Origin of the sequence: Paenibacillus lacisoli (genome assembly GCF_030580655.1) — a bacterium.
In the GTDB taxonomy this organism is placed as follows: Bacteria; Bacillota; Bacilli; order Paenibacillales; family Paenibacillaceae; genus Paenibacillus; species Paenibacillus lacisoli.
Genome location: NZ_JAUQTB010000006.1, coordinates 113,831 through 127,898, shown reverse-complemented (window position 1 = coordinate 127,898; position 14,068 = coordinate 113,831). Strand labels below are relative to the sequence as shown.

The 14,068-nt window shown below is 51.4% G+C and carries 13 protein-coding genes; 3 read left to right on the top strand and 10 right to left on the bottom strand.

Annotated elements, in window-relative coordinates; all coding sequences use genetic code 11:
• Positions 1-134 precede the first annotated feature (134 nt).
• A complete protein-coding gene (ku, locus tag Q5741_RS12530) occupies positions 135-1,046 on the top strand; it encodes a non-homologous end joining protein Ku (RefSeq protein ID WP_305024433.1) in 912 nt (303 codons plus the stop codon).
• 73 nt (positions 1,047-1,119) lie between these two features.
• Positions 1,120-1,737 (top strand): adenylyl-sulfate kinase, encoded by a 618-nt coding sequence (gene cysC / locus Q5741_RS12525; protein ID WP_407074358.1) that lies wholly within the window; start codon positions 1,120-1,122, stop codon positions 1,735-1,737.
• A gap of 39 nt (positions 1,738-1,776) precedes the next feature.
• Here cysC and Q5741_RS12520 read toward each other — a convergent pair whose 3' ends face one another.
• The 8 genes from Q5741_RS12520 to Q5741_RS12485 all read right to left on the bottom strand — a co-directional run bounded on the left by Q5741_RS12520 (position 1,777) and on the right by Q5741_RS12485 (position 9,967).
• Positions 1,777-3,576 carry an ABC transporter ATP-binding protein gene (locus tag Q5741_RS12520; protein WP_305024431.1) on the bottom strand — a complete coding sequence of 600 codons (1,800 nt, stop codon included), beginning with the start codon at positions 3,574-3,576 and terminating at the stop codon, positions 1,777-1,779.
• Positions 3,573-4,748, bottom strand: coding sequence for a nucleotidyltransferase domain-containing protein (locus Q5741_RS12515; RefSeq protein ID WP_305024430.1), 1,176 nt, complete (start codon positions 4,746-4,748; stop codon positions 3,573-3,575). Before Q5741_RS12515 ends, Q5741_RS12520 begins: the two co-directional genes overlap by 4 nt.
• Positions 4,741-5,220 carry a lasso peptide biosynthesis B2 protein gene (locus Q5741_RS12510; protein WP_305024429.1) on the bottom strand — a complete coding sequence of 160 codons (480 nt, stop codon included), beginning with the start codon at positions 5,218-5,220 and terminating at the stop codon, positions 4,741-4,743. Before Q5741_RS12510 ends, Q5741_RS12515 begins: the two co-directional genes overlap by 8 nt.
• Positions 5,221-5,226: 6 nt before the next feature.
• Positions 5,227-5,517, bottom strand: coding sequence for a lasso peptide biosynthesis PqqD family chaperone (locus tag Q5741_RS12505; protein WP_305024428.1), 291 nt, complete (start codon positions 5,515-5,517; stop codon positions 5,227-5,229).
• Positions 5,489-6,451 carry a phosphoenolpyruvate carboxykinase (ATP) gene (locus Q5741_RS12500; RefSeq protein WP_305024427.1) on the bottom strand — a complete coding sequence of 321 codons (963 nt, stop codon included), beginning with the start codon at positions 6,449-6,451 and terminating at the stop codon, positions 5,489-5,491. Before Q5741_RS12500 ends, Q5741_RS12505 begins: the two co-directional genes overlap by 29 nt.
• 169 nt (positions 6,452-6,620) lie before the next feature.
• Positions 6,621-6,749 (bottom strand): paeninodin family lasso peptide, encoded by a 129-nt coding sequence (locus Q5741_RS12495; RefSeq protein ID WP_305024426.1) that lies wholly within the window; start codon positions 6,747-6,749, stop codon positions 6,621-6,623.
• Between the two features lie 39 nt (positions 6,750-6,788).
• The gene (locus tag Q5741_RS12490) at positions 6,789-8,720 is read right to left on the bottom strand and encodes an asparagine synthase-related protein (protein WP_305024425.1); all 1,932 of its coding nucleotides are present in this window, start codon (positions 8,718-8,720) and stop codon (positions 6,789-6,791) included.
• Positions 8,717-9,967 carry a sulfotransferase gene (locus Q5741_RS12485; RefSeq protein WP_305024424.1) on the bottom strand — a complete coding sequence of 417 codons (1,251 nt, stop codon included), beginning with the start codon at positions 9,965-9,967 and terminating at the stop codon, positions 8,717-8,719. The genes Q5741_RS12490 and Q5741_RS12485 overlap by 4 nt, the downstream gene beginning before the upstream one ends.
• A 468-nt stretch (positions 9,968-10,435) precedes the next feature.
• On the opposite strand from Q5741_RS12485, the gene ligD reads away from it, so the two are divergent.
• Complete coding sequence (gene ligD / locus Q5741_RS12480) at positions 10,436-11,329, top strand: non-homologous end-joining DNA ligase (RefSeq protein ID WP_305024423.1); 894 nt, start codon at positions 10,436-10,438, stop codon at positions 11,327-11,329.
• Between the two features lie 57 nt (positions 11,330-11,386).
• Here ligD and Q5741_RS12475 read toward each other — a convergent pair whose 3' ends face one another.
• Both Q5741_RS12475 and cls read right to left on the bottom strand, forming a co-directional pair.
• Complete coding sequence (locus Q5741_RS12475) at positions 11,387-12,304, bottom strand: YitT family protein (protein ID WP_305024422.1); 918 nt, start codon at positions 12,302-12,304, stop codon at positions 11,387-11,389.
• 151 nt (positions 12,305-12,455) lie between these two features.
• Entirely contained in the window at positions 12,456-13,886 is a 1,431-nt protein-coding gene (gene cls / locus Q5741_RS12470; protein ID WP_305024421.1) for a cardiolipin synthase, read from the bottom strand.
• Between the last annotated feature and the right edge of the window lie 182 nt (positions 13,887-14,068).

The window sequence follows — 14,068 nt, the reverse complement described above, 5'->3', positions numbered from 1 at the left end:
GAAGCATATATGGTTTCAACACCGTTTATATAGAAATCTGCCATTGCTGATGAAAACAAGCCTGCTATGTGCATAATAACTTCAACTGCAGGCTGCGAGTCCTGCACAATCTGCCTGACAAGGAGTCGATATGGATGCATACAGTCTGGAAAGGAGCAATCAGCTTCGGACTCGTACACGTTCCTGTTAAGATGTTCTCGGCCACCGAGGACAAAGATATATCTATGCGCTACATTCATAAAGCCTGCGGCAGCCCGCTCGCTTATGTAAGAAAATGTCCTTCCTGTGAGAAGGAAGTGGAATGGGAAGAGATCGGGCGCGGATACGAGTACGAGAAAGGTAAATTTGTCATGTTCGAGAAGGAGGAGCTGGACCAGCTGAACGAACAGGCGAACAAGAACATAACGATTCTCGATTTTGTGGATTTAAAGGATATTGACCCGATTTATTTTCAAAAAACCTACTATCTTTCCCCCGATCAGGCCGGCGGTAATGCCTACCAGCTTCTCTTGACGGCCATGCGGGATACGGGCAAGATCGGGATTGCCAAAATCTCCATCCGTTCCAAGAGCAGCCTCGCAGCCATTCGCGTTCTGGATGAATGTCTGGCCATCGAGACGATCTTCTATCCGGATGAGATCCGTCCTGTCGCCCAGGTCCCTAACCTTCCGGGTCAGACCGAAGTCAACGAGAAGGAGCTGACAATGGCTAAAATGCTGATCGAACAGCTCTCCACGCCGTTTGAGCCCGGGAAGTATACGGATGATTACAGGGAACGCCTGCTGGATCTGATCAACCACAAAGTGGCGGGAGAAGACATCCGGATTGCCCCGGCCAAGCCGGAGAGCAATGTCGTAGATCTGATGGCTGCCCTGCAGGCCAGCATCGAGGCGGTCCGTCCGATTGGCACCGATCCTGGAACGCAAGCTCCTGCACCCAAGAAGCGAGCGGCGCGGAAGAAGGCCGAGAATGGTCTTGAAGCAGCCGCAGGAGGAACAGCTCCCGCTTCGAAGCCGAAACGACGCACCACCAAGCCCAAAGCCTAATATAATGAAGAAAAGGGTTAGTTAATCGCTTGCAAGTGTGTTATATTCAAGGTAAAAGAGGTGATTCGGCATGATCCAACGTGAACGTAATCTGACCTGGCATGCTTCCAAGGTGGACCGGAAGGAACGTGAGGAACGCAATGGCCATGGCAGCTGTGTCATATGGTTCACTGGTCTGTCGGGTTCGGGGAAATCGACGCTGGCATTTGCGCTCGAACGCGAGTTATTTGACCGCGGTATTTTTTCCTATGTTCTGGACGGAGACAACGTCCGCCATGGTCTTAACGGAGACCTGGGCTTCAGTGAAGCGGACCGGAAAGAGAACCTGCGCAGGATTGCCGAAATGTCCCGCTTATTCACGGATGCCGGGATGATTGTCCTGTCGGCCTTCATTTCTCCTCATGCCCAGGACCGCGAAATGGTTCGGAATATTGTAGGACCCGAGCAGTTTGCCGAGGTTTATGTGAAATGCTCACTCGAAGAATGTGAGAAAAGAGATCCGAAGGGACTCTACGTCAAAGCCAGAAAAGGCGAAATTCCGGAATTCACCGGTATTTCCGCCCCTTATGATATTCCGGTTGAGCCGGAAATGGTCATTGATACCGAGCATACGTCCCTGCAGGAATCCGTGGATCAGCTGATTCAATTCTTGATTCAGAAGGGCTTTGCAGGACGAACGTATAAAGATTAATTTACAAAGAGCAGACCTCTTAGAGGCCTGCTCTTTGTTCTAGTTAACTTCGGTCTGATAGGACAGCAGCCGGCTGAAAGCCCCCTGGCTCTCATCGGACAACTGCTGATAGCCTCCCTGCTGCATAACACGTCCGCCTTCCATCACAATGACCTGGTCGGCATGACGAATGGTCGACAGACGGTGGGCGATTACGATAAGGGTCAGACTGCCGCGCAGGCGATACAGTGCTTCCTGAATCTTCTTCTCATTCTCGCTGTCAAGCGCGCTGGTCGCCTCATCCAGTACAAGAACGGAAGGCTTACGCAGAATAGCCCGGGCCAGCACAATCCGCTGCCGTTCTCCACCAGATAAGCGGATTCCCCGGTCCCCCACGACCGTATCCAGGCCTTGCGGCAGCTGCCTGACAAATTCGTCCGATGCCGAGAAGGACAGCGCCTCCCACATCTCCTCCTCCGTCGCTCCCGGAGCAGACAGAAGCAAATTCTCGCGAATGGTGGTATGGAACAGGAACGGATCCTGCGGCACGTAGCTGATACAGCTGCGCCACAGCAGCCGGTTATCCCCCGAGAGCGGTACACCGTCCACAACAATCCTGCCGCTCTCCGGCTCAATCAATCCCATCACGAGATCGATCAGTGTGCTTTTGCCGGCACCGGACTTGCCTACTATAGCCGTAATGCCATGTGCTGGAATACGGATATTAATATCCTGAAGCGCCTGGGCTGAAGCTTCGGGATAGCTGTAATTAAGCTGCTTGCATTGAATCTCCTTGTTGAGCGTGAACTCCTGTTTCAGGACCCGGCTGCCGCCTTGAATCAGCACCGGCTCCTGCGCCTCGGCGCATTCACGCTGCAGTCCCATAAGGGAATGAAATGCCGGGATCATCGATACGATATATTCCAGACCTGACTGAATTGAAGTAAACCGCGGCCATAGTCTGGAGAAAATGATAATCATCAGGATTAATCGTTCCGGACCGATCTTCAGGAGCTCAATCGAAACGTAGATGAAAGCAGCAACGAGGAATGCGGCGGTCATACGGTGAATGAACTGTGTCTTGGAGTTCAGCTTCACGAATTGTACCGTGTTCTCCTCGAGCCGTCCGGCCATTTGCTTGAACCAGTTCGTATGTGAGGTTTCGAGCATGTTGCTCTTGATATCCTTAATCCCGTTAAGATGGTCAGTGATCCCGCCCATATACACGAGAGAGAGTTCCGAGGTCTGATCCCCGAGTTTCTTCGCCTTCTTCACATAACGGCGCAGTACGAGGAAAATAATCAATCCGCTCGCGATAACGAGAGCTGTCAGCTTCGCAGACAACCAGAAGGCCAGCCCGATCTGTATCAGGGTAAACACGAGCGATGAAGTCAGAGACAGGAAGACGGTGGTCCCCTGACTGATTCTGGCGATTTCGGTCGTCAGCATATGTATGAAATCCGACTTGCGTTTCTGCAAAAAAAAGCTCCAGCGCGACTGCAGGATCCCTTTATAGGTCTCATACCGCAGGGTCTGGATAAAGCGCTGCTGAATGGTGGTATTCATAATGGACTGATAACGCTGAAGAAAGGCCTGGCCGGCCAGCAGTACGACGAAGAGACCAAGCACTACAGGAAGATTCAGGATGCCGGATATGCTGTCCATCACGCCGGATAAGAGAGGCAGTGAATAACTGCCGGACGCGCTGCCAAATAAACCGATGACTCCCAGCATCGGAATCAGCATATAGATGCTGAAGCCTTCAACTACACTGATAATAATCATCAGCAGCATATTAAGCAGCAGTCTGGAGCCTGTCACGCTGTACAGCTTTTTAAGATAAAATTGCATAGCCTTCACGCTTTGGCCTCCCTTTTATCCCCCCGCATCGCAATCTGGCGCCATCCCCACAGGAACGGCCGCAGGACAAAATACATAAAATGAAGCTGTCTTGGCAGCTTGATCGTAGCGGCATCGCGCTGCCCTGGAAGCAGGTACAGCATGATAAATGCAGATTTCTGTCTCGTACTCTTGAGCGAAAACAAATAAGACCAATAGGACCGTTTGGCCTGCGTAATTGGCGTAGGATCCATAATAAATTTCAGACTGGCACTAGCCAGCTGCTGGCTCCGCTCATTCATCAGCTTTTCAGTTCCAGCGGGCGGCTTTGTTCTGAATAAAGCCGTCAACAGCACCATGGCCTGTCCTGCTGCGAATTCCTGACCGTACTGCTGCAGATGACGGACCACGCCTTCCCAATCGGTTCCATGATCAATCAGCGTCTGGATATCGCTCAACCAGCGAAGCCGGAACCAGCCGTGACGGCAGCCGTGCGACAGCAAATACGAGATCAAGTGATCGCTTCCCAGGTAATGTACCGGTTTCCCTGTAATCTGGCATGATTTCCGGGCGCTCCACAGCTCTTCAAAGCCAGGTTCACTGCCAAGGTCAGAATTCAGACGCCAGTGGAGTTCCACCTGAATTCTCTTCTGGGGATGGGCATAACACCAATGATGTTCCCTCCACTTCCATGCGACTGAAATATGGGGCAGTTCACTTTTAGGAACATATCCCATTTCCTTAAGAACAGCATCCGCGTGTCTGGCATCGTCCATCGAGACGAGGATATCCAGGTCCTTGGATGTACGCAGCGCGTAGCTCCCATACAGCTCCTGAGCCAGCACGGGACCCTTAAGCGCCAGTACACGAATCCCTTCGTTGGACAATCGTTCACTGAGCTCCCCGCTCTCAGCTGCCAGCCTCAGCATGGTAAAAGCATTGCTGCTGCATTCCTTACGCAGCTCCTCCATCACCTTCTCAGGCACATAATCAAGCTGTAACGAAGTCAGAATTTGATACACATTCGGATATACCCGGTGATGTTTGGCCAGATCAAGAAAGCTGTCCCAGTTCAGATGCCGGTAAACTTCTTCTCTGCCAGGCAGGTCAAACCCTTTGCGGCTGCCGATCAGCTCACAGATAAACTGCAGCTCCAACGTGACCACGCTTATGTCTAATCCCTTGTCAGCCATGACCTTTTATCCCCTCACTCTTATATGAACCTGCATAATTGGCAAAACTTTGAACAACGGTATATCGATGCAGTTTGTCAGCTCCTGTTATGTAACGGTCCCCGCTTCGCAGCCAGGCATGGGCAATCAGCTTTCCCCTCTCATCTTTGGCTGTCCCCAGATATAATGTACTGCTGACACCGCGGCGTTGCAGCATCCGCATGGCTGCAATCCCCATAACCAGACATTCGCTTTCCCAAAATGTGTAGCGGCCTGCCGTGGCCAGTGCTTTGGAAATCCGCAGCAGCAGGGTCTCCTCCGCTGCTGAATGTAAGGAAGGCGTCTCCATACGCTGTTCGCCAAGAGAAGGCGCAATTCTGGAGAATGGAAGCAGCTTCAGAATACGGGCCCAGCCCAGATACATATAAGCTTCTACGACAAGCAGCTTCATGCCCCGATCCATGGAAAACCATCGTCTCAATCTGCGCAGCATATCGAATCACTTCCCAATGATGATCAAACCTTCTCCGGACAGCTTGGTCACAAAAGCTCGGATCTGCTCCATGCATTTATCCGCTTCAATCTCATATTCCGCACAAAGGATCTCGGTCATCTGGCTGATGGTCTTGGGCGTTTCGAGCAGTTCCCAGATACGCCCACCGGTTTGCCCCAGATTATAATACTTGCCTGTATCAATGCTGAGCATCACTTTCTCGCCGTCCATGTCACTCACCAGCGTACCCGGTTTCTGGGAGATAATCTCATCTGCCCGCAGTTGTTCTGTCTTCATGGATGTCATTCCCCTTTCCCTGTTCGATATGCTGCAGTACAAGATGCTTCATCCTGTCTGCTGTAAATCCGTTCAAGCCTCTGTGCAGCTGCAATACGGGGATCGCTCCAGCCAGACGGGCAGACGTCCCGAAATGCCACTGGTCCTTTCCCAGCTTAGTAATGAGCCTGGAACGATAGGTATGCCGCATAATGGTATGAATCCCCTGCAAACGGGGGATCTGCACCAGTCGCGTATCTCCCCCGGAATCTGGAACTAGTTCAAAAATGCCAGCTAACGGTAACCGCTGCTCATAAAAGGCAGCAGCAGGGACGGCATACTTGCTCTCCCGGCTGAATACACTGCGCAGGCTGGCGGTCTCCTGGCCAAACGCTGTCAAGCTCTCCTCCCACAGCTTTTGCTGAGGGTAAGCAGGTTCTGCGTATGGCATACCGTCCGCAGACCAGTGAACAGCTATCACATCATCACTGACCAGACCATGTCCTGCCTGAATCAGCGCTTGTGCCAAGGTCGACTTCCCGGCGCCCGAATCGCCCACAAAGGCATAAGCTCTACCCTCTACAGCAATCGCACTGCCATGCAGCGGGAGGAGATGACGCTGCATCAGAATGACACCAAGGCAGGTGCCCAGAATGTAAAGCCGTGTTTTATCGGGGTCTTCATCGGGGGCGGGGGCTACGAGGATTTCCTTGCCTTTTATCACACCGAAGCGTGCAGCTCCGGGAATCTGCAATTTGAATACTTCCTGTTGAGCCTCATGGCAGGGGCCTGCTGACGGGAAGCCATCCCATAAAGGATCCTCCCAATCCGTTACCTTCACACGAACGTCGCTCTCAGCAGGAGCGGCCGCAGACAGACGCAGCTCGGGAAGCGGAAGAGAACTGTCGATGATGAGCCCGAATGCCTCATATACCGTCCGTTGATCTACGTACATGACCCAACCTCCTGTTATTTAAAAGACCCTTATAGATTCTTTCCATAAGGGTCTTTTCCTCTCACAAACTCTTGTCATGCGGGATTCGGGCTGCAGGAGTAAGGACAAGCATCTACTCCTGCAGCTGTGATCGATTCCGCAGTTGTAAATCATTAAGTATAAATTCGTATTAGCTAGGGTCATACATGTCAGCATCATGTTCGCTGATCCAGTCGATTTGGTGGTAACCTTTACCTGCCATCGTCTGGGATACTTCCAGCACTTCCAGTTCTGGAGCTTGCCACTCTTTCTTTTGCATTGATTTCACCTCCTTTACAGAATATACAAACTCTCCATCTCAAGCCTCCACGCCCTGCAGGAAACGATGGACGATCAGACTGTGCATCAGCATGCGGATCTCCGGGTCAAAGGCATACTCTGCCTTTGGTTTACGGGCCTTCTCCAGTGCCTTGCGAAGAGCATCCATGTGAAGAAACTGCTCGGTACGATCATCCCGGCACATCTCCTCCAATTCCTGGATGAAGGAAGGCCAGGCTGGCAGCATCCGGTGGAGCCAATCCGCTGGCTGTACACCCCTGCGCTGCTGATTCAGCCGGATTTCATCCGGCAGGTCCTGCACGGTTGCCCGGCGGACTAGAGCACGGTCCCTTCCATCCCGGACATACTGCTCGAGCGGAACGGACAAGCAGAACCGGATCACACGGGCATCACTCGTCGGGTCGCGTTCAGGAAGCCCGTAAGTCAATGACATTTTGGCGGCGACCGTCCCGTTCTTGTTGGCAATCGCCAGATTACTGAACTTGTATTGTCTGACTTCTGCCGCATTTCGCGGGGGGGCCGCCAGGGCCGCAGCATTCATACGCTCATGGACCTGTGTGCTGCGGGCAAAATCCGGATGAATGAGCGATGGAATTCCCGGCCGCGCAGCCGGTGTACCGGATGCGCTCGGGAATGCGATGCGGGTGATCATTTTCAGCAGGCGGGAACGTGGGATGTTCGTATATCCACTGAACAGGGACATCTCTCTGCTGAGCCGCAGCCACTTCATTCGCTTAAGCAGCGTGGCATAATAATCAGGAGCCGATCCCCATGAGATCGTAAAATTACCTCTTGACCCGGTCAGCAGTGCACCAGCTCCAAGTTCGGCTGCTTTTTCATAAAAGCCGCGGATCCAGAATGAGTTCTCAAAGAATTTGTAAGGCATCTCCATACTGGAGAGCCAGGGATCAATCTCAGAATAAGGACTCCGTTCTTCAAAGCTGTGGTAATTCTCCTGAATATTGCCGATATGCCTGACCATCATCTGGATGTAGGGGGATTCGTCCGCGATTAACCGGTGTGACGTCCAATCCACAAAATCCGGTACAGGCACGTAACTGAGCGCATGAAGCGGTTTGTTCTGTCTGGCCAGGCTTCTTGCTGCATAACTCGCTACCGTTCCCGAGTCCAGCCCTCCGCTTAACGCCACACTTACAGCTTTATGCGTCCGAAGTCTTGCATCTACCGCCTGCTGCACGACTTCGCGGAACGCTTCCTCATAATCATGATCCGTTGTTAAACGCAGTTCTTTTACGTCACCCAACGTTGCGTATCGGGTTAACTGCAGCTGCCCCTCCTTAAGTCTGAAGAAATAGGAAGGCGGCAGCTGCTTGATATCATGGTAGACCGTCTGATGGATATCATCGCTGTCAGTCATATCACGGATGGCCAGGAACTCGGCCAGCCATTGACGGTTCAGCAGTTTACGGGAACCCTCAATGGAGAACAACGGTTCCATTACCGTACTAAAGGCCAAATAGTCATGGCTTTGACGATAATACAAGGTACGGGTGCCTGTCATATCTCGGGCACCGAACAGGACCTGTCTGACTTCGTCCCAGATGACAAAGGCAAAGTCGCCTACCAGGAGCGGCAGCGCCTCTTCCCCCCACTTGGCATATGCCATAAGAATGAGTTCACCATCACCAATTGACGGCCGGCGGCTGTGCTCGACTCCCAGACGGTCAAACATTTCCGGACGATTGTCAATAATGGCATCTGCCGTGATCGTTAATCGGCTCCCCGGTTGACGGTAAGGCATTTCCTCCTTGCAGGATTCCGGAGTTACCCATTGGGCCATACAGCCGAGAAAGGCTGGACCGTGCTGCCAGGATGAAAGATCATCTGCAGGGTATTTGCTTAGGGTATTCATCATATGGATGCCCTGCCGCCTTAATTCCTCGCCTGCATCCTCACTCCCTGTATAGATTAATCCTGTGATTGCACTCATACTTTTCCCTCACGATGCTGAACAATTTGGGAGACCCAGCCGGTGATGCGGCTGCCAAAGGGAACCAGCGACTTAACTCTGTCAATCTTGGTCTGGACACGATGCAGCTGCCTTCGCAGGCGATCCTGCTCACTGTGGCTTTTCTCCAGGCGCTTCTCCAGCGCACGAAGTGTAATCCGGAGCTGGCTGACCTCATCCTGCATCCCAGAGACTTCTGGCCTTGAGGCCTCGGCGGAAACAATGGAATCTGTTAACCAGTGGTCAACTTCTTCCGTTGTTATCTGATACCGCGGTTTCCATTGGCAGCCGCTTTTTGCCTGGAGCTGCTCTGCGCGACGGGTTATTACAGCCCAATCAGGCTGAGCCTGATAATGGCGGCCGGTAATCCGCTCGGCTTCCGCCAGCTCCTCGCTGTAACCCAGCTCATGAAAGATGTCTGCACCCAGAATCCGGCAGTAAGCATCAATTTCCTCGGGTTCAAGGCGATCCTTCCAGCTGTTAACAGAGTCCTGATGCGGCTCACGATGCTTGCTGAGATAGGGATCACCAACCCCCATGCTATAATACATCTCGGCTTTGGCACCATCCATATAATCGCCGTAACGTTCGATCCCTTCCTCGTACGGAACCCCAATGAATCTACACAAGCGACGGGTTTCCTCTTCCGGCTCGGCGACAAGCGTTTCATATTTGCAGCGGTATATATAAGGACTGTCGGTGGAAAAGTAATGGTAATACCGGAAAAGCCCGGCGGTCAGATCCGTCATTTTCATATTAAAGTCTGCGCTCTCCAGATCCTGCTTCAGGTTAAATGAACCGGAGCGTGCATTAACATTCTTGTACGATGCCAGAATCGCCAGCGGGTTGCGGATCAACCACACTCTTCGCGACTGCGGGAAAAGCCGGTCAAGAAATTCCAGCAGATAGTAGTAGCGTGGGGATTTATCCACGACGTGAGTCGCGCCGCTCGTTCGCATCAGACCGTTATAAACTTCTCTTGCAAAGCTGCGTGATGCTTGTTCAAAAACTGTTTCGGGAAGTACTGCGTTATAAAATTGATGTATGATCTCTCCTCCGCCGTAGGGACGGCGCTGTTCAGCAGGCAGATCGTACAGACTCATCAGATACCACATTTCCTGTGTGGCAAACACCTGACGGTGATTCTGCAGTATGGTCGTGACCAGTGAGCTTCCGCTTCTTGGTACGCATAGGAGAAATACAAGCTGATTGCCCTGAGCATCAATCAATGGTACGCCCCTCCCAGTCAATATAATCATCTTGGCGCTATCATCTTGGCATTCATTTATGTACGGATATTGCATGGTTTAACCAAATTAGGAATGTGACCTGCATCCGGGAGCCAGCGGTCCGGCTTTATGCAGATTGGTGAGTGGCATTTGAAACCTTGCAACCCGGGCCAGCCAGGTCGTGTAGGTGAGGCGGTCTGGATCTGGAAAATAGGATAAAAACCTGTTCCAGTTCCTTGATACGAATCGTATACATATTCCCACTTTAAGATACGGCGTGTAACTTGTCAATTCGAAGTTTGATTCTTTTGTTGTCTTTTTCCTTATTTAATCTGTTGGACCTGAGTTGAAACAAGTTTCACTTAAAATTTTGCAAAAAGATGCAATTTCCCTTGTGATTGACGCACTAAAAAATTCGCAAAATACGCTTCGATATGCGGATTTATGCAGAAAGGAGCTGCGCCCCCCATGCCCAAAAGTTCTGTTAAAGGGAGCATTGTGATCGACGGCCAAAGGCTGGATATCACGAATCCCGACAAACCGCTCTGGCCTGAGATGGGCATTACAAAAGCTGTTTATCTTCAGAAGCTGACCGCTCTGGCCCCTTATCTGTTGACCTATACGCGCAACCGCCTGCTCACCTCCATCCGCTACCCGCATGGTATAGGGGGGACTTTCTTTTACCAGAAAAATGCTCCTGAGCCGCTGCCGGATTTCGTCAAAACTGCGATGGATGGAGATATCCGCTATGTCGTCATGGATCAGCTGCCCGTCCTGCTCTGGCTCGGCAATCTCGCGGCCATAGAGTTTCACCCGTCCCTGCACTCCATCGGCAGTCCCCTGCCCTGCGAATGGATGATTGACCTGGACCCTTCTGTGGAGGAAGAGCCGCGGATCATGGAGGCTGCTGCTATCGTAGGCGAAACGCTCGCCAGCCTGGGACTCCAGTCCATCCCGAAAACCTCCGGGGCTACCGGTGTTCAGATTATTGTACCGATCCGCCCCGGCATCACCTTTGATGAGCTGCGCAGCATCGGTCATCTGGTAGGACAATATGTGACTGAAAAGCACCCGGGCCTATTCACCTTAGAGCGACTGAAGAAGAACCGCGGGGACCGTATTTATTTTGATTATCTGCAGCATTACAGCGGGAAAACACTGGCCGCCCCCTACACTCCCCGCGCCCGAACCTACGCCACAGTCTCTACGCCTCTAACCTGGGAGGAAGTCCACCGGAATGTGAAGCCGACCGATTTTCATCTGCTCAATATTGAAGCCCGGTTAGCGTACACAGGAGATCTGCTTGCACAGCTGCCACCGCAGCCGGTGGAAGTTCTTCTTGCTCACTATAACAAAAAATAACCCGCACACGGCCAGGCCGTATGCGGGTTATTCAATGATATTCAGGCTGAAAAACCGCTAATGAATCCCTTTTTTCTTAAACCTTCCACCTTTGACATCGTGAATATTACCGATAGCTACAAAGGCGTGGGAATCCCAGTCCTCCACAATACTCTTCAGCTTCGCTTCCTCCAGACGGGTAATGACCACGAAAATCACTTTCTTGTCATCACCGCTGAACCCGCCCTCTCCGTTCAGGTATGTCACCCCGCGTCCGAGACGGTCCGTGAGCGCTTCGCCAATATCACGATATTTATCACTAATGATCCAGACAGACTTCGATTGGTCCATCCCTTCGATCGTTACGTCAATCATTTTCATAGCGATATAGTAGGCAATCATGGAATACAGTGCGTTCGGCCAGCCGAACACAAACCCTGCACTTCCCAGAATGAACACGTTGATTACCAATACGATCTGACCCACACTGAACGGCGTCTTCTCACTGACCAGAATGGCCACAATTTCCGTTCCGTCCAGAGAGCCCCCTGAGCGAATAACAAGTCCTACACCTACCCCCAGAACCACACCGCCAAAAATGGCCCCAAGCAGAGGTTCATTCGGTGTCAATGCAGGCACGCTGTGCAGCAGGGACGTACATATCGACATGAAAACAACGGCGTAAAGCGTAGAAAAAGCAAACGTCTTACCAATCTGCTTGTAGCCCAGCAGCAGGAAGGGCAGATTCAGCACCGTCAGGAAGATACCCAGCGGCAGTCCGAACAGCTTGGATACCATAATCGAAATACCGGTAATTCCCCCGTCGATGACGCCGTTGGGAACCATAAAAATTTCAAGAGCAACTGCCATCAGAACGGCACCAATCGTAAGCAGAACGACCCGCTGCAGCTGCCGCAGCGTCAAGAAGGATTTCTTCTCTCGACCATCCGGCTTCAGCTTCTCCAGCGTTCTCTCCGCTGTTGTTGTATCTGTCATCCAATCCCCCCATATCCTCATCTCAGCCTCTAATCCATGGCGCTTATATCTTTATTATAACATAAATATGATGATAACTGGCCAAATAGTGAGAAAAACGAAGATAATTTCAAAAAAAATAAACTTTAATCATAAAAAACGCCCCGAATCGCTACAGCAGAGGCGATAGCATCCGGGACAGGATTTCACTTGTTTTCTGAAGGCGCGAACGCCCCTTAAATTCTTCAAGATTCATTGCACTGCAATGCTGCAGATCTTCTTCAAAATCCGCTATCAAATGCTGCATAGCCTTCTGGTCAAAGAGCACAGCTTGCAGCTCAAAATTGCAGAAAAAACTCCGCATATCCATGTTGGCGGTGCCCACTGTAGCCAGCAGATCATCCACAATCATTACCTTGGCATGCACAAACCCTTTATGGTACTGGTAGAATTTAACTCCAGCTATCAGCAGCTCCTCCACATAGGAGAGTGACGCCAAATGCACCAGGCGGGAGTCTGACTGATAAGGAATCAGAATCCGGACATCGACCCCGCTGACAGCCGCTGTTTTGAGCGCCTCATAGAGAGCGGTATCGGGAATAAAATACGGTGAGGTTATGTAGATCCGCCGGCTCGCCACCGAGATAGCACCAAAGCACATTTCCTGAATCGTGTTCCAGTCCTGGTCAGGGCCGCTGCTCAGAATCAGCGCCTGTTCGTTCCCTTTGCATTGATGGGGCGGAAACAAGCTCATATCCACGATCCGTTCTTTTGAAGCCAGCTTCCAGTCATTCAGAAAGGTCGTCTGCAGAAAATAAACAGCGTCTCCCTTAACCTCCAGATGGGTATCCCGCCAAAATCCCATATCAGGGTAAAGACCCAGATAATCATCTCCCACATTAATTCCGCCTAGATAACCTGTTGTCCCGTCAACGACAACAATCTTTCGGTGATTACGGTAATTCACCCGCCGGTCAAACAACGCAATCAGCGGGGGCAGGAAATAATGAAACTCCCCTCCTGCTTCACGCAGCTGTCGGATGAATGCTGTAGACACCTTCCGGCTGCCCAGGCCATCCACAATGAAACGGACCTTTACGCCTTCCTTCGCTTTACGCAGCATAAGGTCCTGAAACTTCTGACCGATTCCGTCGCTTCGGAAAATGTAATATTCGATATGAATATGATGCCGTGCCTTCTCCATCGCTTCCAGTATCGCCTTATACGTTTCTTCGGCATTCGTCAGGACCCTCGTCTCATTACAGCTGGTTATCGGACTTTCCGAAAGATTGGACAGGAGATGAAACAGACGCTTCTCGTGGATGTAGCCGGGATTGGACATTTGGCCAGGCTGATCTACAAGATGCATCTGCTGCCACAGCCGGGTCCGAATCTCACGGAACAGCTTGGAGCCTCGATGACGGATCATTTTACGCTTGCGATATTCCTGGGCAACGAAGAAATAGATAACAAATCCGAGCAGCGGAACACAAAGAGAAATGAAGAGCCAAGCGACTGCCTTGGCCGGTTGGCGGAATTCAAGCAGCAGAATAATACCAAATTGACATATAAATGCGAATAAAATGATCAACAGCCATACCATGCAGCAGCCTCCTTATGTACCTATGGAATGAATACTATGTATTAGAGCACTATGGACACAGTCTTAACGTTTCACGGTCCCGTTAATCATACATACCCTGCAGTGCGAAGGAGAACGCAGAATGGATCATGACTTTTTTGACATAACTTGATACAGGCCTGAATACATAGTGTATTGGGCAT